The organism is Pseudomonas viridiflava (assembly GCF_900602065.1).
GTDB lineage: Bacteria > Pseudomonadota > Gammaproteobacteria > Pseudomonadales > Pseudomonadaceae > Aquipseudomonas.
In genome coordinates, this window is sequence record NZ_UWFN01000119.1 from 14240 (window position 1) to 39960 (window position 25721).

Annotated in this window: 26 protein-coding genes and 1 riboswitch; of the genes, 16 read left to right on the forward strand and 10 right to left on the reverse strand. The window is 58.4% G+C overall.

Annotation, left to right across the window (positions count from 1 at the left end):
• Window positions 1-104: 104 nt before the first annotated feature.
• The 9 genes from EE949_RS07685 to ssuE all read left to right on the forward strand — a co-directional run bounded on the left by EE949_RS07685 (window position 105) and on the right by ssuE (window position 10845).
• On the forward strand, window positions 105-1106 hold the full coding sequence (locus tag EE949_RS07685) for a glycosyltransferase (protein ID WP_122663765.1): 1002 nt from the start codon (window positions 105-107) through the stop codon (window positions 1104-1106).
• Window positions 1103-2347, forward strand: coding sequence for a glycosyltransferase family 4 protein (locus EE949_RS07690; RefSeq protein ID WP_122663766.1), 1245 nt, complete (start codon window positions 1103-1105; stop codon window positions 2345-2347). Before EE949_RS07685 ends, EE949_RS07690 begins: the two co-directional genes overlap by 4 nt.
• A 102-nt stretch (window positions 2348-2449) precedes the next feature.
• Window positions 2450-3763: a hypothetical protein gene (locus tag EE949_RS07695; RefSeq protein ID WP_122663767.1), complete on the forward strand. Its 1314-nt coding sequence runs from the start codon at window positions 2450-2452 to the stop codon at window positions 3761-3763.
• Between the two features lie 175 nt (window positions 3764-3938).
• Complete coding sequence (locus EE949_RS07705) at window positions 3939-5051, forward strand: glycosyltransferase family 4 protein (protein WP_122663768.1); 1113 nt, start codon at window positions 3939-3941, stop codon at window positions 5049-5051.
• Between the two features lies 1 nt (window position 5052).
• Complete coding sequence (locus tag EE949_RS07710) at window positions 5053-6093, forward strand: acyltransferase family protein (protein ID WP_122663769.1); 1041 nt, start codon at window positions 5053-5055, stop codon at window positions 6091-6093.
• 32 nt (window positions 6094-6125) lie between these two features.
• Entirely contained in the window at window positions 6126-7343 is a 1218-nt protein-coding gene (locus EE949_RS07715) for a glycosyltransferase family 4 protein (protein WP_122663770.1), read from the forward strand.
• Between the two features lie 13 nt (window positions 7344-7356).
• Complete coding sequence (locus EE949_RS07720) at window positions 7357-8769, forward strand: undecaprenyl-phosphate glucose phosphotransferase (protein WP_122663771.1); 1413 nt, start codon at window positions 7357-7359, stop codon at window positions 8767-8769.
• Window positions 8770-8932: 163 nt separating this feature from the next.
• The gene (locus tag EE949_RS07725) at window positions 8933-10021 is read left to right on the forward strand and encodes a polysaccharide biosynthesis/export family protein (protein WP_122663772.1); all 1089 of its coding nucleotides are present in this window, start codon (window positions 8933-8935) and stop codon (window positions 10019-10021) included.
• A gap of 242 nt (window positions 10022-10263) precedes the next feature.
• Entirely contained in the window at window positions 10264-10845 is a 582-nt protein-coding gene (gene ssuE, locus EE949_RS07730) for an NADPH-dependent FMN reductase (RefSeq protein WP_122663773.1), read from the forward strand.
• 67 nt (window positions 10846-10912) lie between these two features.
• Here the strand turns inward: ssuE and EE949_RS07735 are convergent, their stop codons facing one another.
• From EE949_RS07735 to EE949_RS29425, 4 genes are all read right to left on the reverse strand, one after another.
• The gene (locus EE949_RS07735; RefSeq protein ID WP_122663774.1) at window positions 10913-11518 is read right to left on the reverse strand and encodes a LysE family translocator; all 606 of its coding nucleotides are present in this window, start codon (window positions 11516-11518) and stop codon (window positions 10913-10915) included.
• 136 nt (window positions 11519-11654) lie between these two features.
• Window positions 11655-11930, reverse strand: coding sequence for a hypothetical protein (locus EE949_RS07740; protein WP_122663775.1), 276 nt, complete (start codon window positions 11928-11930; stop codon window positions 11655-11657).
• A 222-nt stretch (window positions 11931-12152) separates the two neighbouring features.
• Window positions 12153-12872 (reverse strand): phosphatidylcholine synthase, encoded by a 720-nt coding sequence (gene pcsA, locus EE949_RS07745; RefSeq protein ID WP_122663776.1) that lies wholly within the window; start codon window positions 12870-12872, stop codon window positions 12153-12155.
• Between the two features lie 264 nt (window positions 12873-13136).
• A riboswitch (cobalamin riboswitch) is annotated at window positions 13137-13331 on the forward strand.
• A complete protein-coding gene (locus tag EE949_RS29425; RefSeq protein WP_162874702.1) occupies window positions 13327-13518 on the reverse strand; it encodes a hypothetical protein in 192 nt (63 codons plus the stop codon). It overlaps the preceding riboswitch by 5 nt.
• Between EE949_RS29425 and EE949_RS07750 the strand changes: the two genes are divergently transcribed.
• Genes EE949_RS07750 through EE949_RS07760 form a run of 3 tightly spaced genes read left to right on the forward strand, consistent with a single transcriptional unit; the run spans window position 13517 to window position 16376 of the window.
• Window positions 13517-14542: an ABC transporter substrate-binding protein gene (locus EE949_RS07750; RefSeq protein ID WP_122663777.1), complete on the forward strand. Its 1026-nt coding sequence runs from the start codon at window positions 13517-13519 to the stop codon at window positions 14540-14542. The two genes, EE949_RS29425 and EE949_RS07750, sit on opposite strands and share 2 nt — an antisense overlap.
• Window positions 14539-15582: a FecCD family ABC transporter permease gene (locus EE949_RS07755; RefSeq protein ID WP_122663778.1), complete on the forward strand. Its 1044-nt coding sequence runs from the start codon at window positions 14539-14541 to the stop codon at window positions 15580-15582. The genes EE949_RS07750 and EE949_RS07755 overlap by 4 nt, the downstream gene beginning before the upstream one ends.
• Window positions 15579-16376 carry an ABC transporter ATP-binding protein gene (locus tag EE949_RS07760; protein WP_122663779.1) on the forward strand — a complete coding sequence of 266 codons (798 nt, stop codon included), beginning with the start codon at window positions 15579-15581 and terminating at the stop codon, window positions 16374-16376. Before EE949_RS07755 ends, EE949_RS07760 begins: the two co-directional genes overlap by 4 nt.
• A gap of 104 nt (window positions 16377-16480) precedes the next feature.
• Here the strand turns inward: EE949_RS07760 and EE949_RS07765 are convergent, their stop codons facing one another.
• The 4 genes from EE949_RS07765 to EE949_RS29430 form a co-directional block, all read right to left on the reverse strand.
• Entirely contained in the window at window positions 16481-16981 is a 501-nt protein-coding gene (locus EE949_RS07765) for a GNAT family N-acetyltransferase (protein ID WP_122663780.1), read from the reverse strand.
• 180 nt (window positions 16982-17161) lie between these two features.
• Window positions 17162-18112, reverse strand: coding sequence for a DUF979 domain-containing protein (locus EE949_RS07770; RefSeq protein ID WP_122663781.1), 951 nt, complete (start codon window positions 18110-18112; stop codon window positions 17162-17164).
• On the reverse strand, window positions 18109-18843 hold the full coding sequence (locus tag EE949_RS07775) for a DUF969 domain-containing protein (RefSeq protein ID WP_122663782.1): 735 nt from the start codon (window positions 18841-18843) through the stop codon (window positions 18109-18111). Before EE949_RS07775 ends, EE949_RS07770 begins: the two co-directional genes overlap by 4 nt.
• A gap of 93 nt (window positions 18844-18936) precedes the next feature.
• Window positions 18937-19269 carry a hypothetical protein gene (locus EE949_RS29430; RefSeq protein ID WP_162874703.1) on the reverse strand — a complete coding sequence of 111 codons (333 nt, stop codon included), beginning with the start codon at window positions 19267-19269 and terminating at the stop codon, window positions 18937-18939.
• A gap of 49 nt (window positions 19270-19318) precedes the next feature.
• On the opposite strand from EE949_RS29430, the gene EE949_RS07780 reads away from it, so the two are divergent.
• On the forward strand, window positions 19319-20248 hold the full coding sequence (locus EE949_RS07780) for a LysR family transcriptional regulator (RefSeq protein WP_122663783.1): 930 nt from the start codon (window positions 19319-19321) through the stop codon (window positions 20246-20248).
• 260 nt (window positions 20249-20508) lie between these two features.
• On the opposite strand, the gene EE949_RS07785 is transcribed toward EE949_RS07780, so the two are convergent.
• Window positions 20509-21393: a LysR family transcriptional regulator gene (locus tag EE949_RS07785; RefSeq protein WP_122663784.1), complete on the reverse strand. Its 885-nt coding sequence runs from the start codon at window positions 21391-21393 to the stop codon at window positions 20509-20511.
• A gap of 261 nt (window positions 21394-21654) precedes the next feature.
• Between EE949_RS07785 and EE949_RS07795 the strand changes: the two genes are divergently transcribed.
• Complete coding sequence (locus tag EE949_RS07795; protein ID WP_122663786.1) at window positions 21655-22125, forward strand: multidrug/biocide efflux PACE transporter; 471 nt, start codon at window positions 21655-21657, stop codon at window positions 22123-22125.
• On the opposite strand, the gene EE949_RS07800 is transcribed toward EE949_RS07795, so the two are convergent.
• Window positions 22061-22996, reverse strand: coding sequence for a LysR substrate-binding domain-containing protein (locus EE949_RS07800; RefSeq protein ID WP_122663787.1), 936 nt, complete (start codon window positions 22994-22996; stop codon window positions 22061-22063). The two genes, EE949_RS07795 and EE949_RS07800, sit on opposite strands and share 65 nt — an antisense overlap.
• 184 nt (window positions 22997-23180) lie before the next feature.
• Between EE949_RS07800 and EE949_RS07805 the strand changes: the two genes are divergently transcribed.
• Window positions 23181-24701: an ABC transporter substrate-binding protein gene (locus tag EE949_RS07805; protein WP_122663788.1), complete on the forward strand. Its 1521-nt coding sequence runs from the start codon at window positions 23181-23183 to the stop codon at window positions 24699-24701.
• 86 nt (window positions 24702-24787) lie between these two features.
• A complete protein-coding gene (locus tag EE949_RS07810; RefSeq protein WP_122663789.1) occupies window positions 24788-25705 on the forward strand; it encodes an ABC transporter permease in 918 nt (305 codons plus the stop codon).
• Window positions 25706-25721: the final 16 nt, after the last annotated feature.

The following is a 25721-nucleotide window of genomic DNA, read 5'->3' on the forward strand; positions in this document are numbered from 1 at the left end:
CTATTTGCGGTGCCTCTATCGCGAGCAAGCTCTGCTCCCACTGGCTTGATGTGCCCCGAGACTGGCGCCATCCAGCGCTCTGCAATCCTTACCGGAACCTCACCATGACTCAACTCACAACGCTGGTGACGCTCACCTATGGTGATCGCTACAACTACCTGCATACGCTGGTCAGCCGTTCGCTGGAAAGCCCGCTGATTGACCGGGTGATCATTGTCAGTAATGCCTCGGTCGCTCCGCTGGAAAATCTCTGCAGCCTCTGGCCAGATCAGGTCAAAGTGATTCATTTGCAAAGCAATACCGGCTCGGCCAAAGGCTATTCGGTCGGCATTCAGGCTGCGCTGGACGCTGGCGCCGAATACATCTGGTTGATGGATGACGACAACGCTCCGACGATAAATGCCATCGCGACCCTGCATCAAAGCCTGCGCCAGCGTCAGGCCATTGATGGCGCGGATAAAGCGGCCGTGCTGGGCTTTCGCCCCACTCACCAGGCCGACATCGCTGCCGGTGTCCCGCGCCGCTTTGCTATCCAGCGACGCTCAAGCTTCTTCGGTTTTCACATCGCGCAGTTGCCTTACAAAATCTGGCGTCGTTTGCCTTGGGGCCAGCCACAGGGCAAGTACAAGAAAATCGAAACCGTGCAGCTGCCATTCGCCACTTATGGGGGGCTGCTCGCCCATCGCAGCCTCTATCAACGCATCGGCCTGCCGCTGGATGCACTGATGCTCTACGCCGACGACAGTGAATACACCTGGCGTATCACCGCCACGGGTGGGCGTATTTTTCTCGTGCCGGAAGCCTTGCTCGATGACCTTGAAGACTCGTGGAACATCAAGGCGCGCACCAGCAATATCTATGAAAGCTTTTTGCTGGGTGGTTCGGATCTTCGCGCTTATTACGGGGCACGCAATCAGGCCTGGTTCGACAAAAATATCTGGGCATCATCGGCACTGCTCTACAGCTTCAACCGCTGGATGTTCTTTCGCCTGTTACGGCTGATTGCCAAACGTCGCGGTGCAGAACAACGCCTGAGCCTGATCGAAAAAGCCATCGCCGATGGTGAGTCGGGCGTGTTGGGCCTGCACAAGTCGTATCCGCTATGAAGGCCCTTTTCATTAACAGCCTGTATGCCCCGGATATCGGTGGTGGCGCAGAAATCATCCTGCAGCGTACCGTGGAAGGCTTGCAGCAACGCGGCCATGACGTAGTGGTACTTGCCACCGGCCCCCAGTCGGGGCTTTCCGAAGAAACGGTCAATCTGGTGAAGGTCTATCGTGCCGGTTTGCGTAACTTCTACTGGCACTTCAGCGCCCAGCGCCCCGGCAGGCTGGCACGACTGGGCTGGCACCTGCGTGACCGTTACAACACCGGCATGCGCGAGTACGTGAAACAGGTGATTGATCGGGAAAAACCGGATCTGGTGGTCTGTCACAACCTCACCGGCTGGTCGGTCTCTGCCTGGGACGAGATCACCGCCGCCGGCTTACCGATCGTCCAGGTATTGCATGATCTCTACCTGCTATGTCCCGGCAGCACCATGTTCAGTAAAGGCCATAGCTGCAAGACCCAATGCGGCCGCTGCGAGCGTTTTCGCAAGGGGCACGATGCGCGCTCTGCGCAGGTCAACACGGTCGTGGGCGTCAGCCGCTTCATGCTCGACACCTTACAAGCGCAGGGCTATTTCAAAGGTGCCCGCGGCTATGTGGTGCACAATGCCAGCCCTGCTACAACCTTGCCGATCAAACTCAAAACCGCAGAGCCCGTCACTAAACGTGCACCGCTGCGCTTTGGCTATATGGGCACGTTATCGGAACCCAAAGGGCTGCGCTGGCTGATCGAGCAGTTTCAGCAACTGCCGATCGACGCGACCTTGCAGATTGCCGGCCGAGGCCAGCTCAGCGATGAAGAGCGCTTCAAGGCTTTGGCACATTCGCCCCGGATAAGCTTCGTCGGGTACCAGGCACCTGAAGACTTCTACCAGCAGATCGACGTCGCCATCGTGCCGTCGATCTGGAGCGAACCCTTCGGCATGGTGGCCGTTGAAGCCTGCGCCTGGTCGGTGCCGGTGATTGCCAGCCGTATGGGTGGTTTGCCAGAGATTATTCAGGACCCGCTCAACGGTTTGTTGTGCAGCCCTGACGACCCCTACTCACTGGGGGTGGCGATGCTCAAGTTGCATCAACAACCCGAGTTGCTGGCCCGTTTGAGTGCCCAGGCTCGTATCAGCGTGTCGTCATTAACCGATCTGGACCTGATGCTCGACAGCTACGAAAGCATTCTCGCCCAAACGTTGCTGGACAGTAGCGCACGCCCGATCAGGCCGTGCGTGCCACGCCCGGCCTGAAACGCCGATGCCCGCCTGAACACGCAGTGTTATCCATCGGCCCGTGACTAACCGAGCCAGCTTCCTGGCGCTCCGGACCGTGCCTCTTCATTGAGACAAAACATGTCCCAGCAACCTCGCGCCTCGTCAAGAAAGCCTCTGACGTTGTTTCTCTTGAGCTTGATATTCAGCTGCACCGCGACAGCAGAAGAACGCTTCATTATTGGTGTGGCAACGCATTTGATGAACAAGAACGGCCCCTCGGCAAAAGCGCTGCAAATGCTTGAAGCTGCCGGGGTCGACTCGGTCCGCGACGACGCTTACTGGTCGATAGCCGAACCGCGTCGTGGACAGCTGCATATCGACCCCGCCTGGCAGGCCTACCTGAGCAAGGCGCGGGAGCACAAACTCAGGCCCTTGCTAGTACTGGGCTATGGCAATCCGAACTACGGCAACTATGCCAAGCCTCGTTACCCGCCAATCAAGGAAGGCTTCGGCAACTACGTGAAGTTCGTCAGCAGTGAGCTGGCCGACAGCGTGGATTTTTATGAGATCTGGAACGAATGGGACAAGGAAAACCCGGTCGATGAGGCGTTCGCCCGCGACTACAGCAACCTGATTGAAGAAACCGCCAGCCACCTGCGTCAGCAGAAGAAGCCGGTGACGATCCTCGCTGGCGCGGTGACCAGCCAGGGCATGGACCTGGGATTTGCCGACCGCCTGATGTCGGCTGGCTTGCTCAACCACGTGGATGGCCTGTCCTTGCATCCGTATGTGCATTGTCGCCACGAAGAACGGCATACCCCGGAACGCTGGATTGCCTGGCTGCGCTGGATTGACGCCGACCTCAGAGCGCTGGTCGCCAGGCCCGTGCCGCTGTACCTGACCGAGATGGGCTGGCCCAGCAACACCGGCAAATGCGGCGTGAGCGAAGAGACCCAGGCGGCCTATCTGGCCCGCAGTTTCTTCCTGGCCCAGACGCTGCCGGACATCAAAGGCTTGTGGTGGTACGACTTGCTTGACGATGGCAAGGACACCAGCGACCCGGAGCAGAATTTCGGTTTGCTCAATCAGGACCTGACGGTCAAACCGGCGTACCTGACGCTGAAGTCCATCAGCCCGTTTCTGCATGACTACCGTTACGACGCGGAAAAGAGTCGAGAACTGGATAACGCCTACTTGCTGCGCTTCAACAAAGGATCCGAGCAGATTCTGGTGGCCTGGACCACCGGACACCGGCGCTCGATTCCAGTCGATGCCAGCAGTGTTCAGGCTGGCAATGTATTGATGGTCGACAGCGGCCAACCGGAACGCGGCCAACTGGACACCGGTATCCCCTGGAACTGCAACGACAGTCGTTGCTCAGCCCTGGTACCCATCAACGAGTTCCCAAGGGTTATCCGCCTGGGCAGCAAGCCTCCGTTGTTTGCGCGGTGACATCGCTGAATTGAAATGCAATCTCTGTTGGAGCGAGGCTTGCCCGCGAAGAACGATGATGCGGTAAACCCGGCTTACCTCGTCGCCTGATTCGCGGGCAAGCCTCGCCCCAACAGAAACAGGGATCACCACTGTGTTCGCCTGCTTCTCCCATCCTGCGCAGAGACCTTTGCCGATGATCGTCATCAATGCCCGTTTTCTTACCCAGGAGCTGCGTGGGGTTCAGCGCTTTGCAGAACAGACGTGTCTGGCGCTCAAACAACTGCGCAACGACCTGGTTTTCGTCGCACCCCACGGGATAAAAATGAGCGAAAGCGCCAAAGCACTGGATGTGCAATGCATAGGGCATAACCAGGGCCACCTCTGGGAACAACTGGATTTGCCGCTGTACCTGATGCGTAAAGGGCGGCCACTGCTGGTTTCGCTGTGCAGCACAGCACCGATGTTTTACGCCAACCAGATCGCCACGCACCATGACATCAACTATGTGCGCCACCCTCAAAGTTACTCACGAATGTTCCGCGCGGTATACCGCACAGTGACCCCGATTCTATTGTGGCGCCTCAAATCGTTGATCACCGTCAGCAACTTCTCGCGAAGCGAAATCGCTCAGTTCTATGGCTACCCGGAAAACCGCATATTCGTGGTACCTAACGCGACCAGCGATGCATTTCGGCCCGAGGCTGCACCTGAAGAAAAACCGCGCTATTTGCTGGCCGTGTCTTCACCCAGCGCGCACAAGAACTTCAACCGGATGATTCAGGCGTTCATGACACTGCGCGGCCATAACGATTTGCAGTTACATATTGTGGGTGCCGCCAGCGAAATCTTCGCCGCCCCGGAACTGCAGCGCCTGGCGTGCCGTGACCCGAGAATCCGCTTTCTCGGGCGGCTCAGCGATGCTGAATTGATCAAGCAGTATCAGGGTGCGACCGCATTTGTCTTTCCATCGCTCTATGAAGGTTTCGGGATCCCGCCACTGGAAGCCCAGGCCTGCGGATGCCCGGTGCTGGCCGCTAACGCCGCGTCCATTCCGGAAGTGTTGCAAGCCAGCGCACTGTATTTCGACCCACTGGACGTGTCCCATATGGCCTCGGCCATGGAGCGGATTCTGACCGACATGCCGTTGCGCCAAGCGTTACGTCGCCGGGGTTTGAGCAATGTCGAACGTTTTTCCTGGGAGGACTCCGCCCGGCGCGTGTCGCAGCGTATCGACGCGCTGGCACACAGCGACACACCCTCCGGCCAGACATCGCCGGCCGTTGAACCGACCTCTGGCAAGTCCTGACATGAAACGCCTGGCCTATCTTGATGCCCTGCGCGGGATTGCCGCGTTGCTGGTGGTGTTCACTCACCTCTACGCGCCGCTGCTCGGCGACGTCTGGCTGCTTCGCGAACTGCTGGATGTCGGCAAGCTCGGAGTGCTGTGGTTCTTCATGATCAGCGGCGTGGTGATCCCCTTCAGCCTGCGCCCCGGCCCCGACGGTGCACGGCGTTTCGTGATATCCCGCGTCATGCGACTGTACCCGGCTTACTGGCTGTCCTTGCTGGTTTACCTGACGATGTTGCAGCTCTCTGGCGCGCTGTTTCCGCCCTGGCCACAGATTGTCGCCAACGTGAGCATGGTCCAGGCGCTACTGGGCTTCGAGGACGTGATCGGACTGTACTGGACGCTGTTCATCGAACTGGTGTTTTACGGCCTGTGTCTGCTGCTGTTTCTAACCGGCAAGCTGTATGACCTCTGCGTGCGGACCCGCTGTTCATTGGGCATGCTGGCGCTGGGTCTGGTGCTGGCCATTCTCCGGGAACTGACCGAGCGCAAAGTGCCGGTGGCCCTGCCGCTGGCTTTGTCACTGATGTTCTTTGGCTCGATCTGGCGTCAGTGGCTGCTGGGCGAGCACAGCCGGCAATTGACCCGCTGCCTGATCACTGTGCTGGGCGCTTATGCGCTGTTATTGCCGCCCATTCTGCTGCTGGCTTACGGCGAGAACCTGATACAAGGCGAAGCTGGCGGCCGCTACCTGTTCACGTACACCGCAGCGATCGTCAGCTTCCTGTTGCTGACCCGCAGTGTCCGGCTTGATCAACCAATACTGGTCTGGCTCGGCAGTATCAGCTACTCGCTGTACCTGCTGCATCCGTCAATGCTGATGCTGGCCGAGTACCTGTTGCGCGGCCTGCCGTTATCACCGTTGTACGCCGCCGTGCTGGCGACCGTACTGACCCTGGGTATCGCCCACCTGTCCTTCCGCTGCATCGAAACGCTATTTATCCAGTGGGGCAAACGCCTCAACAATCGCCACGCCAAGACGCAGACAGCCCGCGCCTGATGTAGAGCCTGTGCATACAGAAGGGAACCTCCATGAGAATCGCAATAGTCCACGACTGGCTGGTGACGTACGCCGGTGCCGAACGAGTACTGGCGTCACTGATCAACATCTGGCCGCAGGCCGATCTGTTTTCAGTCATCGATTTTCTCAGTGACCAGGATCGTGAGCACTTGCATGGCAAAGTGGCCAAGACCACTTTTATTCAGCGGTTACCCAAGGCCAGAACTCACTACCAGCGCTACCTGCCGCTCATGCCTCTGGCCATCGAACAGCTCGACCTGTCGGGTTACGACCTGATTATCAGCAGCAGCCACGCGGTAGCCAAAGGTGTGCTCAGCGGCCCGGATCAGTTGCACGTCAGCTACGTACACTCGCCCATTCGCTACGCCTGGGATCTGCAACACCAATACTTGCTGGAATCGGGCATGAGCACCGGCTTCAAGAGCAAAGTCGCGCGAATGATCCTGCACTACATCCGCATGTGGGATCAGCGCACCTCGTCGGGCGTCGACGATTTCATCGCCAACTCGCACTTCATTGGCGGGCGTATTGCCAAAGCGTACCGCCGCGAATCCACAGTCATTTACCCGCCAGTGGATACCGTCAATTTCACCCAGCAAGACAGCAAACAGGACTACTACTTCACCGCCTCGCGCATGGTGCCTTACAAGCGTATGCCGATGATCATCGAAGCGTTTGCGGCGATGCCGGACAAACGCCTCATCGTCATCGGTGACGGCCCGGAAATGGCCAAGGCGAAGCTGATTCATGCGCCCAACGTCACGCTGTTGGGCTTTCAGCCGTTTGCCGTGCTGCTGGAACACATGCGCAATGCCAAAGCCTTCGTTTTTGCCGCCGAGGAAGATTTCGGTATCAGCCCGGTCGAAGCTCAGGCCTGTGGTACCCCGGTGATTGCCTTCGGCAAGGGCGGCGTACTGGAAACCGTTTGCGGCCTGGACCACCCACAACCGACTGGCGTGTTCTATGAACAACAAACGGTGTCATCGCTGGTTGCCGCGGTCGGTGAGTTTGAAGCAGCGCATCCGCGCATTACTGCTCAGGCCTGTCGCGCCAACGCCGAACGCTTCAGCGGCCAGCGCTTCGAGGAAGAAATGAAAAATTTCGTCGAAAGTCGCCTCGCCGCAGCTCGCCTCGCACGCCAGCCTGCCCAATACAAGATGCCCCAGGCGTCGCCCATTCTGGTCAGCAACGAGCAGACCGCACGTGTCATTCCGATCAAATCCGTCTGAGCGAGCACTGTCCATGCGTACTCCCGTTCGCGGCATTCTTCATGCGCACCAATCCTTGTTGTCGGTCGCCCACCGCCTGCTCGATTTGACGGTTATCGTGCTGGGCGGCTACTGGCAGAGCCAACTTAACCCGGGTGCATCCAGCGCCGAAGCCTGGATTCAGATACTGCTGGCAGTACTGGTTTTTCACTGGCTCAGCGAATATCACCAGATGTACGGTTCATGGCGTGGCGAGAGAATCCTGCGTGAGCTGATCAAGGTGTTCACTTACTGGGCGGTCACCTTCGTGGTGCTGTTATCCGTGGACTACCTGCTGCTCAATCACGCCAACATGCCTGATAACGCCCAGATGGCCTGGTTCGCGTCGGTGCTGGCGGTGCTTTGCGGCTATCGCTTGCTGATCCGCAGCGCGCTGCATGGTTTGCGCCGGCGCGGTTTCAACACTCGGCGAGTGGCGATTGTCGGTACCGGACAGGTCGGCTTACGCCTTGCCCAGTCGATCTCCAGCGCACCGTGGATGGGCCTGCGAGTGCTGGGCTTTTATGACCTGCCAAAACCTGCGGTGGCGACAAACGACCCAGCCCCGGACATCGCGGTGCTTGGCGATCTGCAACAGCTGATCAATGATGCCCGCGACGGCCGGATAGACAAGGTTTACATCACCTTGGCGCTCACCGCCCAGCCCCATGTTCAGGATCTGGTCAAAGGGCTCAGCGACACCACGGCTTCGGTGTACCTGATCCCGGATGTGTTCATGTTCGAACTGCTGCATGCGCGCAGCGAAAGCATCAACGGGCTGGCCAGCATCAGTATTTTCGACTCACCCATGGATGGCGCCTGGAGCCTCGTGAAGCGTGTCGAGGACATCGTATTGTCCAGCGTCATCCTGACCATGATCGCCCTGCCCCTGCTACTGATTGCGACCGCAATCAAACTGACTTCGCCCGGCCCGGTGCTGTTTCGTCAGCGCCGTTATGGCCTGGACGGCAGACCCATCATGGTCTGGAAGTTTCGCAGCATGAGCGTGCAGGAAAACGGCGACGTGGTGAATCAAGCTACCCGCAACGACGCTCGCGTCACGCCATTGGGGGCATTCCTGCGACGCACCTCGCTCGATGAACTGCCGCAGTTCTTCAACGTATTACGCGGCGATATGTCCATCGTCGGCCCTCGACCGCATGCGGTGGCGCACAACGAGCAATACCGTAAACAGGTCAGCGGTTACATGCTGCGTCACAAGGTCAAGCCGGGCATTACCGGCTGGGCGCAGATCAATGGCTGGCGCGGCGAAACAGACACGCTGGACAAGATGCAGAAGCGCGTCGAATACGACCTGGAATACATCGAACACTGGTCGCTGTGGCTAGACCTGAAAATCATTCTGCTGACCCTGTTCAAAGGCTTTCTGCACAAGAACGCCTTCTGACTTTTCCGTCATCCCCCCCCTGTTCAACCACGACAACAGCCCAGGCCGACCGGCACTGGAGGAGGTGCGTGCATCTATCAAAAAGACAACGAAACAGTCGGTGTTGGTAAGGGAAGCAATGAAATCACTGTGGTGCCAACGCACCTTTAGGAAGGAACAATATATGAAGCTAACCCTAGCTGTTGTGCTGCTCTCCAGTCTGATTTTGCAAGGCTGTGCATTTGCACCCGGGCAGCACATGACCCCAGGAGATATTCAGGCAAAAGATCCGGACGGTCCGGATGTTCAATTGGTACAGATCACCCCACAAACCCTCAAACAGCAGAAGCAACAAGCGGCGGCCAGTGCCAAGCCGCTGCCCGCCGAACTGCTCAACTACAAAACGCCTGAATATGTCGTCGGCCCTGGCGACACCTTGCTGGTGATCGTCTTTGAGCATCCTGAGTTGACCGCGCCTGGCTCACAGGACCAACTCGACGCCAACAGCCGGGAAGTATTGAGCGACGGCACGCTCTATTTTCCTTATGTGGGCAGAATCCAGGCGGGTGGCAAGACCGTCGGGCAAATCCGCGAACAACTGCGCATGGGGTTGTCGCCGCAGTACACCGAGGTCAAGGTCGACGTCAAAGTACTGCGTTACAACAGCCAGCGCATCCTGCTCTCGGGTTCGTTCAAAAGCCCCGGCCCGCAGCCGATCACCAACATCCCGTTGAGTCTGGTGCAGGCCATCAGCACCGCTGGTCTTGACCTTACCGACGCCAACCTCGCAGGGCTGACCCTGCGCCGCGACGGCAAGGATTATGTGATCGACGTCGACTCTTTGAACCGCAAAGACTCGCAACTGAGCAAGCTATTCCTGAAAGACGGCGACTACCTGCACTTGAACAGCAACTCCAAAAACAAGATCTACGTGCTGGGCGAAGTCCAGCGGCCGCAGGTCATTTCCTTCGGCACCACCAGCGTAACCCTGCTTGAAGCGTTAGGTAATTCTGGCGGCCTGAGCCCGGACAGCGCCGACGGTGATGCGGTGTACGTGATCCGCGGTGCTGAAAACCAGGCCAACGCCCGTTCAACGGTCTATCACTTGCTGGCGAAAAAACCGACAGCCTACCTGTTGGCCAAAGAGTTCGAGCTTCAGGCCCAGGACGTGATCTTCGTCGGTCCGGCGGACATCACTCGCTGGAGCCGTTTTGTCAGCCAGTTGCTTGGCTCGGCCAACGTCATTCAGACCGGTGCCGCTTTCAGAAACTGATACTCGCAACAAAAACGTCCCTGCATCTGCCGACTGCGGGGATTTTTTTGCCTGCGATTTGGCTGCCAAGTGTTGCCACAGCAACAGCAGATCAACAGTTAGGGCTGTCCTTGAGCATCAAGGCATCTCTTCAACATGTCGCGATGGCGCATTTATTCTTTTAATTTCAACAAGTTAAATAATTACCAGGCACTGGCATGCATGCTGCTTTGACTTGCTTACGCTTTTTTAAGGAATTCAGCATGCTGGTAGTTTCACTGTCGGGTAGCCCCGCTCTCAAATCCCGCTCCGGCGTGGTACTGGAACACGCAGGCCGTTGGCTGCGCGCCAAGGGTGTAGATGTCACCACTCTGCGTATCCGCGATTTCAACGCTGAAGACCTAATCTTCGCTCACTTCGACAGCCCGCAAGTGCTGGACTTCATCGAAGCGGTCAAGCAGGCCGATGGTTTGCTGATTGGTACGCCGGTGTACAAGGCTTCGTTTTCCGGCGCGCTGAAAACGCTGCTGGACCTGCTGCCAGAGCGCTCCTTGCACGGCAAGGTGGTTTTGCCTTTGGCAACCGGCGGCAGCATCGCTCACATGCTGGCGGTGGATTACGCGCTGAAACCGGTGTTATCGGCGCTCAAATGTCAGGAAGTCCTGCACGGCATATTCGCCATTGATAGCCAGATCAGCTACGCCGATAACGAGCAAGGCGGCGACTTGGACGAGATTCTTCATGAGCGTCTGCAGGAAGGCCTGGAGCATTTCTATCTGGGCCTGCAGCATCGCGTGCAAGCCCGACAGAAACAGGCCGGGGGGCATTTGCGGTTGGCGTTGTAAACGCATAATCCTGTAGGAGCCGAGCTTGCTCGGCTCTCACATTTGAATGGCGTCAGGCTTCAGGCCATTACCCCTTCAACATCGGATACAACGAAACCACCAGCAGTACTGCCATTACCCCGTTAAACACCCGCAACCAGAACGGATCACGTAGCGCGTTACGCAGCAGGCTGCCAAACCCTGCCCAGACACCCACGCTTGGCAGGTTGATCAGGGCAAATACCGCCGAGATGATCACAACATTGGTGAAGTACCCCTGTAACGGTGTGTAGGTACTGATCGCGCCGACGGCCATGACCCAAGCCTTGGGATTGACCCACTGAAACAGCGCGGCCTGCATGAAGGTCTGTGGCTTGCTCTCTGCGCCAGAGGCATCCGAGGCCGGGCCTGAAGTGGCGATCTTCCACGCCAGATACAACAAATAGGCAGCGCCGACGTAACGCAGGACGGTGTATAGCAGCGGATATGTCTGAAATGCAGCGCCCAATCCAAGACCGACCGCCAGCACCAGGCTGAAAAACCCGCAACTGATCCCCAACATATGCGGCACAGTCCGGCTGAATCCGAAGTTCACCCCGGAGGCCAGCAGCATCATATTGTTTGGACCGGGCGTTATAGACGTAACAAAAGCGAATAAAGCAAAGGCGAGCAGCAGATCAAGGGAGAACGGCATGGAGCGATCCAGACATCTAAGGGGCAGGCCTTCACCCTAGCGAATCGGCAACCAGAAACACACGAACAGTCAGACGAAAATACAGCCGGTACAGTTTTGAGCGAAGGGAGCTTCGATCGCTACTGTACTTGGACGATCAACCTTGACGATCCTGGCTGACTTGCACATTTTCAGCGCTGATCTCACCCTGATTATCGAACTGGCGAGCTGCCTGCATCTGCGGCTCGGCCAACAGTTTTGCTTTGGCGACCTGATACTCATCAAAGGAAAGACCACGGCGATTCAAATCCTCCAGGGCCAACTGATGAGTTTCCTCGGCAGTGTAAGGACGCAGTTCAACGGCGTGGTGAGTGGAGCAACCGGAGACAACTGCAACGGTCAACAACAGGGCAAAAGCGTAAATGCGGTTCATGAGAGCCTCCGGGTTCGGGTTCATTTCGGGAATGAACAAAGGTTACGCCCGGCGGCGTTTACGCAGAAATCACTGCTCTTGATAGTCGGTATCGGTTGAGGGGAATCGTTGGAAATCCAGTGCCTGCTAAACCGCTATCGCGAGCAAGCTCGGCTCCTACAGGTTTAGCGCGATTCTGTAGGAGCCGAGCTTGCTCGCGATGAAGACTGTGCGGCTAGCCCTTCAAGCCCGCCATTTACCCCAATATTCCAGCGACGTCCGCCACAGGCAGATGCCGATAAAGTACGCCGACATCGTGAACCACACCCCCATCACCACAGGCCCGTTGTGCGGATGGTTGATGATCAGCAAGGCGCTGGTGATCAGCCATATGGTGGTCACCAGGATGTTCAACGGCATGAAACGACGCACCCGGAATGGATGCAGGAACTTCATGCGCGTCACCGTCAGCAATGCCAGACCGATAATCGTCAGGAACGTCACCCACGGGGTCGGCTGAATGATGTACAGGCACAACGCGACCACATTCCACGCCGCGGGGAAGCCCTGAAAGTAATTGTCCTTGCTCTTCATTTCCAGGTTGCAGAAACAGAACAGCGACGAGACCAGAATAATCGCCGTGCTCAGCAACAGCGTATAAGGCGGCAGCGGGATATAGCTGTAGATGAACAGCGCCGGGATAAACACGTAAGTGAGGTAATCAATCACCAGGTCCAGCACCGAACCGTCGAACCCTGGTAATACCGACTGCACATTGAATTTGCGCGCCAGCGAGCCATCCACGCCGTCCACTGCCAGCGCCAGCCCCAACCACAACAGGCAGGCCTTGGCCTGATTATCGAACAAGGCAATGGTCGCAAGGAATGCGATGACCACGCCGGTGGCGGTAAAACCGTGGGCACCCCAGGCTTTCAGCCAGGCCACTCGTTGAGTCGATATCACAGGAAAATGTCTCCAGAAGATGTAGCGGACCAGTGTAGGCATGGCCAAGGGCTGTTTCTGTCTTTTATTACCAGCCGTGACAAACCGGGAACAGCGTATAGATTGCACTATCGACCGGCCATCAGGCGAGAAGGTTCACCGCGCGCGGTGATTACTCCCGACCTGTTGCCGTTTGCATCATGCGCTGCCCCGCCCAAACGTACGATAAAAAAATCTATGAGGGCGACCGGCGCAGTAAAAATCCCCACTCTTTTGAGCATATCCATTACCATGCCGCCCGTCGGTTTCCAAACGGGATTAATAGGGAATCCGTGATGCCCCCGAGGCATCAACCGGAACTGCCCCCGCAACTGTAGGTGCTGAGCCTGCTCCATCAATGCCACTGGGTCATCACCCGGGAAGGCCGGAGCGCGGCGATGACGCGCCAGTCAGGAGACCTGCCGACATCAGGACGTCACTGCATCAACTGCATGTGCGTCCTGGCAACTGACCCACCGGCGGGGTGTCCGGGGAGTACATCCGTCAGAACGGTGGCAGCGCCGTGACTGATCAATCCCTGCCGAACCATCAACAGCAGCGGTCGTGATGTGTATCCAGCCAGAACACCATCGTGCGGATAACCGTTCGAATGGAGATCGTTTTTCATGTCTTTACCTCGATTTGCTGTAGTGCTCGCTGGCCTGGGTTTCTCTGCGCTGAGCCTGGCTGCCAGCCCTGCCGCCAGTACCCACTACCCGCTTACCCTCGACAACTGCGGCGTGCCGCTGACCTTCGCCAAGGCTCCGGGCAAAGCCGTGACCATTGGCCAGTCTGCGACCGAGATTCTCTATTCCCTTGGGCTGGCCGACAAAGTGGTCGGGACCTCGCTGTGGTTCAACAACGTACTGCCACAGTTCGAACAGCAGAACGCAAAAATCCCGCGTCTGGCCGATAACGATCCAAGCTTCGAAGCCGTGATCAACAAGCGCCCTGAGCTGGTAGCCGTCCAGTTTGAATGGATGGTCGGCCCACAGGGCGTGGTCGGTACTCGTCAGCAGTTCAGCGAAATGAAAATCCCGACCTACCTCATGCCGTCAGACTGTGAAGGCAAGGACAACCTGGTCGGTGCCGATGGCACGCGTCTGCGCCCATTCTCGATCGACAGCCTGTACAAGACCGTCGATCAACTCGCGCAGATCTTTGATGTGCAGGCTCGTGGCAACGAACTGAACAGCGAACTGCAAGCGCGCCTCGCCAAGGCTCAGGCCAGCGTCAAAGGCAAACACCTGAAAGACGCCTCGGCCGTCTTCTGGTTCTCCAGCGCCGACCTGAACGTCGATCCTTATGTCGCCGGACGCAAAGGCATCCCGGCGTTCATGATGGACACCCTGGGCCTACGCAACATCGTGCAGTCTGATGAGGAATGGCCGACTGTCGGATGGGAAACCATCGCCAAGGCCAACCCGACCATTCTGGTCCTGGCAAGGATGGACCGTCGCCGCTTCCCTGCCGATGACTTCCAGAAAAAACTGGAATTCCTCAAGTCCGACCCGGTCACTCGAAACATGGACGCCGTGAAGCACAACCGCATCGTGATTCTCGATGCCCAGGCCATGGAAGCGACCATTCGCACCTTCGACGGTATTGATGAACTGGCAGGCGCCATCGACAAGTTTGACCTGCACCCATGACAGCGCAGTTCGCCGGTCGCCTGTTACGCAAGATCTGCCTGCACGGAGCCTGGGTGCTCGTGGTGTTGATAGCGGCGATCATTGCCGGTATCGCCATTGGTGAAACACCGATCAGCCTGTCGCTGGTGTTTCAGGTACTGGCCAACAAACTGTGGGGCGCCGGTTTTGTGCTGGATCCGATCGATGAAGGCATCGTCTGGAATTACCGGCTGACCCGCGCCCTGGTTGCCGCAGCGTGCGGCGCAGGGCTGGCTATCTCGGGTGTGGTCCTGCAGTCACTGTTGCGCAACCCGCTGGCCGATCCTTACCTGTTGGGTATTTCCGCAGGGGCTTCGACCGGCGCGGTGCTGGTGGCAATCATCGGTATCGGCGCAGGTGCCATTTCCTTGTCGGCGGGCGCTTTTGTCGGCGCCATGGCGGCTTTTGCGCTGGTCGCCCTGCTCGCTCGCAGCACCGGCGCAGTCAGTGGCAGCGGGCAGATCATCCTCGCAGGCATCGCCGGTTCACAGCTGTTCAACGCCCTGACCTCTTTTCTGATTACCAAGTCAGCCAACTCCGAACAGGCACGCGGCATCATGTTCTGGCTGCTGGGCAACCTCAGCGGTGTACGCTGGCAATCGGTCACGCTGGCAGTGCCGGTGGTGGTGATCGGCCTGGCGGTGTGCCTGTGGCATCGACGCTCGCTGGACGCCTTTATGTTCGGCAGTGACTCTGCAGCGGCACTGGGTATCCCCGTGCGTCGGGTTCAGGTGATATTGATTGCCACAGTGGCACTGGTCACCGCGGTGATGGTCTCGCTGGTGGGCTCTATCGGCTTTGTCGGATTGGTGGTGCCTCATGCAGCGCGCCTGCTGGTCGGTGTGCGCCACGGACGACTGATCCCGATCAGTGCGCTGGCCGGAGCGGTATTCCTGATTGCCGCAGACGTACTGTCCCGCACGGCAATCAAGGGCCAGGTACTGCCGGTCGGCGTGATTACTGCACTGATCGGCGCGCCGGTCTTCGCCGTGATCCTGATAAAAGCCAAGGGGGGCCGATGAGCAATCTGAAGCATCCGGTCACCGACATCGACGGCAACGTACTGTCCTGCAGCGGCCTCAACTGGTCGATCAAAGGGGTGCCCATTGTCCGCGATGTCGCGTTGCAACTACGACGTGGTGAAACCCTTGGATTGATCGGCCCCAACGGTTCAGGGAAGTCCAGCCTGTTGAAGCTGCTTTCAGGGATCCGGATTCCCGCCAGTGGCGAGATTCACCTTAATGGTGCTGCCCTTGCCGACATGAAGCGTCGCGATGTCGCGCAGATGATTGCGGTTGTCGAACAGCAAGCTGAAACCTCCGACGCGATCACCGTGCTGGACGCTGTAGAGCTGGGGCGCACGCCCTGGCTGTCCGCGCTGGAGCCGTGGTCAGCCGCCGACAATGACATCGTTCAGCAGGCGCTGCGCGACGTGGACATGGCCGACAAGCTCAAGCGTGCCTGGCATAGCCTGTCGGGGGGCGAACGGCAACGTGTACACATCGCCCGCGCGCTGGCCCAGCGTCCGCAAATCCTGTTGCTGGACGAACCCACCAACCACCTGGATATTCAGCATCAACTGAGCATCCTGGGTCTGGTGCGGTCACTGCCGGTTACCACTTTGATTGCCTTGCACGACCTCAATCAGGCCCTGGCGTGTGATCGTCTGGCAGTCATGGACAAAGGCCAACTGATCGCCATCGGCATACCGTCTGAAGTACTGACCTGCGAACTGTTGCGCGAGACCTTCGGCGTGGAGGCGCACTACCTGACGGACCCGTACGACGGCACGCGGATATTGCGCTTCAGGTCGTAACCCTTGTGGGAGCAGAGCTTGCTCGCGATAAAGCCGGGCACAACTCACTTTAGATCGCGGTGCCCGTCCTGGCACCGTAAAGGGATCTCGCACCGGCCTTGAACCTAGACCAACCCGAATTCCATATGCGTCGTCTGCCACACCGGATCGCTTTCCACATCCACGACCCGAAAACCCTGCCGTTCCCAGAAGCCAATTGCACCCGGTAGAAACGGATGGGTGTGCAGGTAAAGCACGTCGATGCCTTGCTCCCGGGCACACGCTTCAAGCGCCAGATAGATCGTGGTCGCCAACCCTGAACGGCGGAATTCCGGGATCACGAACAACCGGACGATTTCCACTACTTTGCGTTGCCCGTAATCCAGCTGAGGGAATCGACCGTCGTATGGCAAGTAACCGATTGCAGCGACGATTTCCCCGTCGCGGCGTGCGATCAGAAAACGGCCACCGCCCTCCTCGCAGTACACCTCGGCAAACTGAGCGAGGTCAGCGGGCACCACTGTCGGGTCAAGCATCGGGAAGATCTGCGCGCGGGCACGCAGGACGAAATCCACCGCAGAGGGGATGTCTTCAGGTTGTACAGAAACAATGTCTACAGCGGACATGTTCAGCGCTCGGTCACCGACTGGACGACCATCCTAATACAGCCCAAATGAGCCGTACTGAAATCAAGATGCATTTTTTGTAGGAGCTGCCGAAGGCTGCGAAGCATTTATCCTGACATACCGCCATCGCAGCCTTCGGCAGCTCCTACAAGTCCAGTTTTTTACCGCGAGACAGCGCTATTACATCAGGAAGTACAGCAGCAGGATGTTGACCAGCAGCAACGGCAGTGCAGTAGGAATCTGCGCCTTGATCACCGCGTACTTGTCCGGCAATTCAAGCAGCGCCGCCGGGACGATGTTGAAGTTGGCCGCCATGGGCGTCATCAACGTCCCGCAATAGCCGGAGAACATGCCAATCGCGGCAATCACCGCCGGGTTGCCTCCGTACATGCCGATCAGCACCGGCACGCCGATCCCACCCGTCATCACCGGGAATGCCGCAAAGCCGTTACCCATGACGATGGTGAACAGCGCCATGCCCAGCACATAAACCGACACAGCCACCAGCTTGAAGTCGAGGTTGATGTAGTTGGTTGCCAGGTGCGCCACCGCTTTGCCGACGCCCGCGTCGTTGAACAGCAACCCCAGCATCGCCAGCATTTGCGGCAAGACCAGCGCCCAGCCCAAGGCCTCGGTCAAACGACGGGACTCACGCATCGCCTGCACCGGTGTGTCACGGGTCAGCCAGCAAGCCAGCGCCAGAGCAATCAGACAGCCCAGCCCCAGCGAAACAAAAGTGCTGTTGGCCGGATCAAGCAGGGGTACGCCGCCAATCTTGATGTTTTTCAGGAACACCGCACCGATCACCGTCACCAACGGAATCGCCAACGCGGGGATGAACAGCTTGCTGCCCAGACGCCCGGCACTGGCACGACGCTCTTTGTCCGGCAGTTCACCGTGCTTGCCGAAACCGACGCCGCCAAAACCGGCGATGGCGGCCATGACCAGGACACCAATACCCACCAGCACAGGCGGCAGCCGCTCACCGACCAGAAACGCGATGGCGAACAACCCCCAGAACAGCCCGGTACTCCAACGCTTGGGGTTGGTGCGATCGGTGAAGGTCAGCACCGAGGTGATCGCCAGAATGACACCGGCCAGCCAATACAGGTATTGAATGGAAATGATCATGACAAGCTCTCCTGCGAAGTGGCGGCCGGGGCGGATGGCGTCACAGGTTGCAGCTCACGATTAAGACGACGATCAAAACGGCTCAGATGGATCGAGTGAATGATGAAGGCACAGATCGCAGTCGGTATCCCCCACAACGCGATATGGATCGGCTCGACATCAACCCCGGACCCCAGCAGGAAGGTATGCATCAGCGCGATAGCACCAAACGCGACAAAAATATCTTCGCCGAAAAACAGCCCGACGTTGTCGGTTGCCGCACACAACGCCAGCAGCTTGACCCGCAGCGCTTCAGGCAGCTTGCCGAAACGCGCCTCGGCCGCGCCTTCGGCCATGGGCGCCAGCAACGGCCGAACCATTTGCGGGTGTCCGCCCAGGCTGGTCAACCCGACCGCTGCTGCGGTTTCGCGGATGAACAGATAGCCAATCAACAGCCGGCCCACCGTGGCGCTTTTGAAGCGGGCAATGAAGTTCTGCGAATGCAGCCGCAGGCCATGACGCTCCAGCAGGCCAATCACCGCCAACGGCAGCAGAATGATCAGCGGCAGCGTACGCGTCTTGATAAACCCGGTGCCAATGGTTGCCAGGATCGTTTCCAGCGGCATGCTCGCAGCAAAACCGGTGGCGATAGCCGCCAGCGCGACGACCAGCATCGGATTGAAGCGCAACACAAAGCCAATGATGATGACCAGCACGCCTAATAGCGGCCAGAGGTTGATAGCGGTTTGCATGATTGGAATCTCGTTATTGTGATCGGGTGAAGAGGACGCGCCAGGATGAACACCGCAATGTCTTGCAGCAGACGCAGCGGGCTGCGGAATCCATTACGGTGTATCAGAAATGGCATCAAAGCCTGCGGCAGCTCTTGCAAGGAATCTTGAGGCAGCAATCAGGCCAATTACCAAAACCAAAGGGTGTAGCTGACCATCAGGGTTTCTCATCCGCGCATGGTCGCCCGACATCCGCGGATCGTGATCATCAGCACCGGCAAGATACCGCTGGCGACCTTTTCTCGTTCCGCGGTCATCTTTCGGTAGCGAAGTCGCTTTCGTCCAACGGGAAAAAACCGCTATGCCCCATAAGAATTTCTTTATCGTCAATGGCATATAACCTGCACTTTCAGGGAAACTTCGTGACGCCCCGCGTAGCGTTTTCATGTAACGCCTACGGTTTGTCAGTTCATAAACGTTCAAGGAAGCCGACCCGGTGAACCTCAAATTTCTGGAAACCTTCGTCTGGGTGGCGCGCCTCAAAAGCTTCCGGCTGACAGCGGAAAAACTGTTCAGCACTCAGGCCTCTATCTCCAGCCGTATCGCGGCGCTGGAGGAGGAAATGGGGGTTCGCCTGTTCGTAAGGGATTCAAAGGGGGTGTCGCTGACGTCCGAAGGTTTGCGGGTGCTGGAATACGCCGAGCACATCATGGACACCATGCAAAGCATGAAGGCAGCGATCAAGGACCCACGCCAGGTCCGCGGCCGAATCCGCATCGGCGCAATGGATACGGTCATACACACCTGGCTCAGCCCGTTGGTAACAAGGCTGATGAAGTGTTACCCGAATCTGGAAATCGAGCTGACCGCCGATACCGCCAGCAACCTCTGTGCGCAACTGGAAAAAGGCTATCAGGACATCATTTTCCAGACTGACGAATTGCGCTTTGACACGGTGCGCAATGCCGTGCTGACCCGCTACCCCATGCATTGGGTCGTGCCCGTCGGCTCGGCTTATGACCGGCCCTACACCTGCCTGGATGATTTGTCTCAGGAACGCATCGTGACCTTTTCGCGTAACTCGCGGCCGCATCAGGACATTCTCAACATGCTGCACAGCGCGAATATCGTCTCGCCACGAATCAACTGCGTGAACTCTGCGTCAGCCATTACCCGTCTGGTGCGCGACGGTTTCGGCATTGGTGCGATGCCCGCTGCACTGGTCCGGGGTGAACTGGCTCAAGGCGTACTGACACTGGTCAACGGCGTCCCGCTGCCGTCGATCATGGACATTGTCGCCAGCTGGCGTACCGGCGCTGGGATGGAACTGGTGGAAGACATTGTCAGCCTGACCCGGGACGTGGTGGCGGAGTTTGATGCAGAGTTGCCCAAAAGTTTTATGGCGGATGTGCCAGAGGCGAACTGATCACTTTTCGTCGTCTGTCACACCGCCTTCGCGAATGAATTCGCTCCCACAGGTCTCCACATATCCGTGGTACCGCGCCGTCTCGCGGCAAACTCAGGACCTGTAGGAGCTGCCGAAGGCTGCGATCGCGGTGTGTCAGGATGAATGCTTCGCAGCCTTCGGCAGCTCCTACAGAGCGGACTCATTCGCGAAGAGCAGACAAGACAACTGTCCGCCCTCAAATCACGCACATCTATATAGACGCGCCCCGTTAATGCTCATCACTCCCCCCTATGGCGAGTGAAGGTCTCCAGCAACCAGGCACCGGCAGGCCCCAGGCTGCGCTGGCGTGACCAGATCACATCCACTGCCGAACTGCGCGGCCAGCCCGGAACGTCCAGTTCCTTGAGCTTGCCACTGGCATAACCGGATACCAGCCAGCGCGGCAACGCCGCCCAACCGAAGCCGAATGCAGCCATGTCCATCAGCAGCAAGTAATTAGGGGCTGACCATGGGCGGTGACCGCTGATGGGCAAATCATCGGTGGGCACACTTTGATCCACCAATGTATTCAGGCGCAACGCCCGGTACCGCGCCAGATGCTGGTAATCGACCTTCTCCTGTTGGGCCAACGGATGCTTGTGCGCCACAAACAGGCCGAAATCTGCGCGCTCGGCAATTGTCGAGTAGCCGACTTCCGGCGGATAACTGGCCTGAGCCGACAGCAGACCCAAACACGCGCGGCCTGACTGGATGAGGCTGATGGCATCGCCGTGCTCGGCAAATACACACTCCAGCTCCAGCTCGGGGAAACGTTGATCAAGCTCAGCCATACGGATTTCGAAATCGGCGAACTGGTTGGCGTCGGACAGCACCAGCGTCAGACGCGGCTCCACGCCCTCCGCCAGACGCCCGGCAGCGCGGCGCAGCTTATCGGAAGCGGCCAACACGTCCTCGATGCGGCCGAGCATGGCCCTGCCCGCCTCGGTCAGGGCCGGATGCTTTGAAGAGCGGTCGAACAACTCCAGACCCAGGTCAATCTCCAGACGGGCGATAGCCTCGCTGATCGTCGACTGGCTTTTGCCCAAACGCCGCGCCGCTGCGCTGAAAGAACCCAGTGCAACCGTCTGGGCAAACGCCTCAAGGGCTTCCGGGGAATAGCTCATGCGAACCTCGTATCGGTTTTACCGATGGAAACGATTTTCACTTTAACGTATGGGCCGATGACAATGCACGTCGTCGAAAGCAAACACCTATGCCTTGTGGGAGCGACCGGGGTGGCGCTCCACCTTGCTCGCGATAAGGCCACCGCAGATATCAGGTCTATCGCGTCCAGCCTTATCGCGAGCAAGCTCTGCTCCCACATAAGAATGCACTTCAAGGCAGCAATTTATGCGTCAGTTGCTGGTAAACCAAAAGGCCAAACTATGCCAACCAAATCCATCAAGGAACGCGCCTTCCACGCGCTTCTTTTCGAAATCATCGGCGTCCTGCTGTTTGCGCCCCTGCTCGCCTGGGCCATGGGTCACTCGCTGGCCAAAATGGGCGCGATGACCGTCATGATCTCCACCGTGGCCATGCTCTGGAACATGCTGTTCAATGCCATGTTCGATGGGCTGCGCCGCAAATGGAATTTCAAGCTGTCATTCGGCACGCGCATGTTGCATGCGTTGGGTTTCGAGAGCGGCCTGATTCTGGTGATCGTGCCGCTGGCGGCGTGGTGGCTGTCGATCAGCCTGCTGGAAGCATTCCTGCTGGATATCGGCCTGTTGTTGCTGTTTTTGCCGTACACCCTGATCTTCAACTGGGCATACGATGCGCTTCGGGAACGTGTCATCCAGCGCCGCCAGCCTGATCGCCAGCGGTTTTCGCCAGCTCGGCGATCAGAAAATCCCTGAAGGCGGACACGGCGGCCGGTAGATTGCGACCGGCCATGCTTTGCATTTCGATCCGCCGCGCCTGCATGCCCTCATCGAGAATCGGCAAACAGCGCAACTCTTTGCCCACCACCTGCTTGTGCAGGGTCATCTCACTGGAAAGGCTGATACCGCCCTCCTCACGCACAAAGCTATACAGCGCGCCGATGTAGTTGCTGGTCAGCACTGGCTCGAACATCAGGCCTTGCACCCCGCAGCAGATATCGAACAGTTGTCGCAGCGTCGTGTCAGGCCTTGGCAGTGCAATGGGGTACGGCTGCAGTTCGGCAAGGCTAACGGCCTCACGCCCGGCCAGCGGGTGGGAATTGGCAACCACGGCAAAAATCGCTCCGCTCATGACGTGCTCGACGCAGATCTCCTTTTGCGGCGTCAGGCTGAACGTCAGCGCCAGATCGGCCTCGCCGGAACGGACTTTCTCGGTGGCCTCGGCGGGCGCACACACCTCAAGCGTGAAGTGAATGCCCTGATACTCGCGACGAAATGCGGCAATGCTATGAGGCATGTAATCCAGAGCGAAACCTTCCGAACAGGCGATGTGAACATGCCCGCGTTGCAGGCCGTGCAGTTCGGTAATCTCCAACACCACCTGCTCGGCTTCCAGTTGCGATTTGCGTGCATACGCCGCCAGCCGCGTGCCCGCCTCACTGAGCACCATGCCGCGGGCGCGCCGCTCGAACAGCGTGGCGTCCAGGGCCAGTTCAAGCTTGGTGATCTGCCGACTCACTGCAGAGGCTGCGACATTCAGGCGCACTGAAGCTTCACTGATGGAACCGCAGCGAGCCACTTCAAGGAAATAGCGCAGGGCCGTGGACTGCACACCATATAGCTGCATATGAACCTCTGTGAATTGCCTTTTCGGCAAAGCTAGTATCGAAAGATTGTGCTTGTGGCATTGGTAGCGCATCCCCTACATTCTTGTCCATACCAAAAAAACACCTGACCAGTACTTCCCCCTCTCTCGCATTTGCGAACAGCTGCCCTTTGATTCAACCACTCTCGCCAACGGAGACGACGGCATGGGCATCAAAGGTTTCGCTTTCAGTATTGCGCTGCTGGGCTCCATCAGCAGCTTCCCGGCCTTCGCCGGTAAAGCCAACGACACTCTGGTTTACGCTTCCGACAGCGAACCTGAAAACATCAGCCCTTATCACAACGACCTGCGCGAAGGCGTGATTCTCGGCCGTCTGATCTGGGACAACCTGGTGTACCGCGACCCCAAAAGCGGCGAATACAAACCCATGCTGGCCACCAGCTGGAAACAGGTCGATGACACCACCATCGATTTCGAACTGCGCAAAGGCGTCAAATTTCACAACGGCGACGCATTCACCGCGGACGACGTGGTGTTCACCCTCAACTACGTCGTGTCGCCCGAAGCCAAAGTCGTTACAGTGCAAAACGTCGACTGGATCAAGAGCGCCGAAAAAACCGGTGACTACAGCGTCCGTCTTCACCTGAAAAAGCCTTTCCCGCCCGCCCTCGAATACCTGTCCAACGCCGTCCCGATGTTCCCGAAAAACTATTTCGAGAAAGTCGGCATGGCTGAATTCAGCCGCAAACCGATTGGCACCGGTCCTTATAAAGCCGTATCCGTGGTGGCCGGTGAAGGCGTGAGCATGGACCTCAACAAGGACTACTTCAAAGACAGCCCGCAAGGCCTGCCGCACATCGGCCACATCAAATTCCGGGTTATCCCGGACGCTGAAACTCGCCTGGCGGAGCTGATGACCGGCGGTGTCGACTGGGTGTGGCGTGTGGCGCCGGATCAGTCGGTCAACCTCAAAGGCATGCCGAACCTGACCGTGACCAGCGGCGAGACCATGCGTATCGGCTTCCTGATTCTCGATGCCCGTGGCACCTCCAGCGAAAACTCGCCGATGAAGAACCTCAAGGTGCGCCAAGCGATCAACCACGCCATCAACCGTGACGGGCTGGCCTCGCAACTGGTGGGCGGCGAAGCCAAACCATTGCAGGTGGCGTGCTACCCAGGACAGTTCGGTTGCGATACCACCGCAGCAACGGTCTACAACTATGACCCGGCCAAAGCCAAGGCACTGCTCGCTGAAGCCGGTTACCCGAACGGTTTCGAGACAGAAATCTTCGCCTACCGCGACCGTGATTACGTCGAGGCAATCATCGGTAACCTGCGCGCTGTGGGCATCAACGCCAAGCTGCGTTACCTGAAGTACGCAGCCCTGCGCGATCAGCAACGCGGCGGCAAGGTGCCGATGTCTTTCCAGGCGTGGGGTTCGTTCTCGATCCTCGATACCTCGGCCTCAGCCGGCACCTGGTTCAAGGGCAACCCGGATGACAACATCAAGGACCCGCAAGTCCAGGGCTGGCTGCAAACCGCTGACAACGCCCTCGACCCGCAAGTGCGCAAGGACAACTACCGCAAGGCGTTGCAGCGCATCAGCGAGCAGGCCTACTGGGCACCGTTGTTCAACTACTCGATGAACTACGCCTACACCTCGGAGCTTGAGTTCACGCCGTACCCGGATGAGTTGCCGCGCTTCGTGCTGTCCAGCTGGAAATAACCTGCAACCATCGTTGCCGTGGCGCTATCTGATCGCGCCACGGCATACCTCCACTTTTTCAGCCAATGGATACGAGGAAACTTGCCATGCTTGGGTTCCTTCTGCGTCGTCTGGGCATCGCCGTGTGCGTTGCGATTACCGTGTCGATCATCAGTTTTTCTCTTCTGCACCTGTCCGGTGACCTGGCCACTGCCATTGGCGGGCCGGAAGCCAGCAGCGAACAAATCGAACAGATCCGCGTGCAGTACGGTTTGGACAAACCTTTGCCAACCCAGTACTTCAACTGGTTGGGCGACTTGCTGCGGCTTGATCTGGGCGATTCTTTTTTCTTTCAGGAATCGGTCTACAACCTGATCGCCAGCCGTCTGCCGATCACCTTGAGTCTGGGTGCGATGGCGCTGGGCATCGCATTGCTCGTCGCCATTCCGCTGGGTGTTCTGGCTGCGGTCAAACGTGACACCTGGATTGACCGTCTGGCGTTGAGTATCGCGGTACTCGGTCAGGCCATGCCGAGTTTCTGGTTTGCGCTGATGCTGATCGTGGTGTTCGCCGTCACCCTGAAATGGCTGCCGGTATCAGGCAACTCGACGTTCCTGCACTTTGTGATGCCGGCCATTGCGCTGGGTTATTACGCGACGCCCGCCATCATGCGCCTGACCCGCGCAGGCATGCTGGATGTGCTCAATTCCGACTACATCCGCACCGCCCGCGCCAAAGGCTTGCGCCCGGCGCGGGTGTTGTTCAAGCACGCGTTGCGCAATGCGCTGATTCCGGTGGTAGCGCTGGCTGCGGTGGAGTTTGGCTTCATGCTTGGCGGTTCGGTGGTGATCGAGACCGTGTTCTCCCTGCAAGGCGTCGGGCAACTCGCCTGGGACGCCATCGCCCGCGACGACTTCCCCGTGGTGCAAGCCGTGGTCCTGCTGATTGCAGTGATCTACATCATCCTCACCTTGCTGGCCGACGTGCTCAACGCACTGCTCGACCCGCGCATTCGTGTGCGCTAAGGAGGCTTTGCCATGT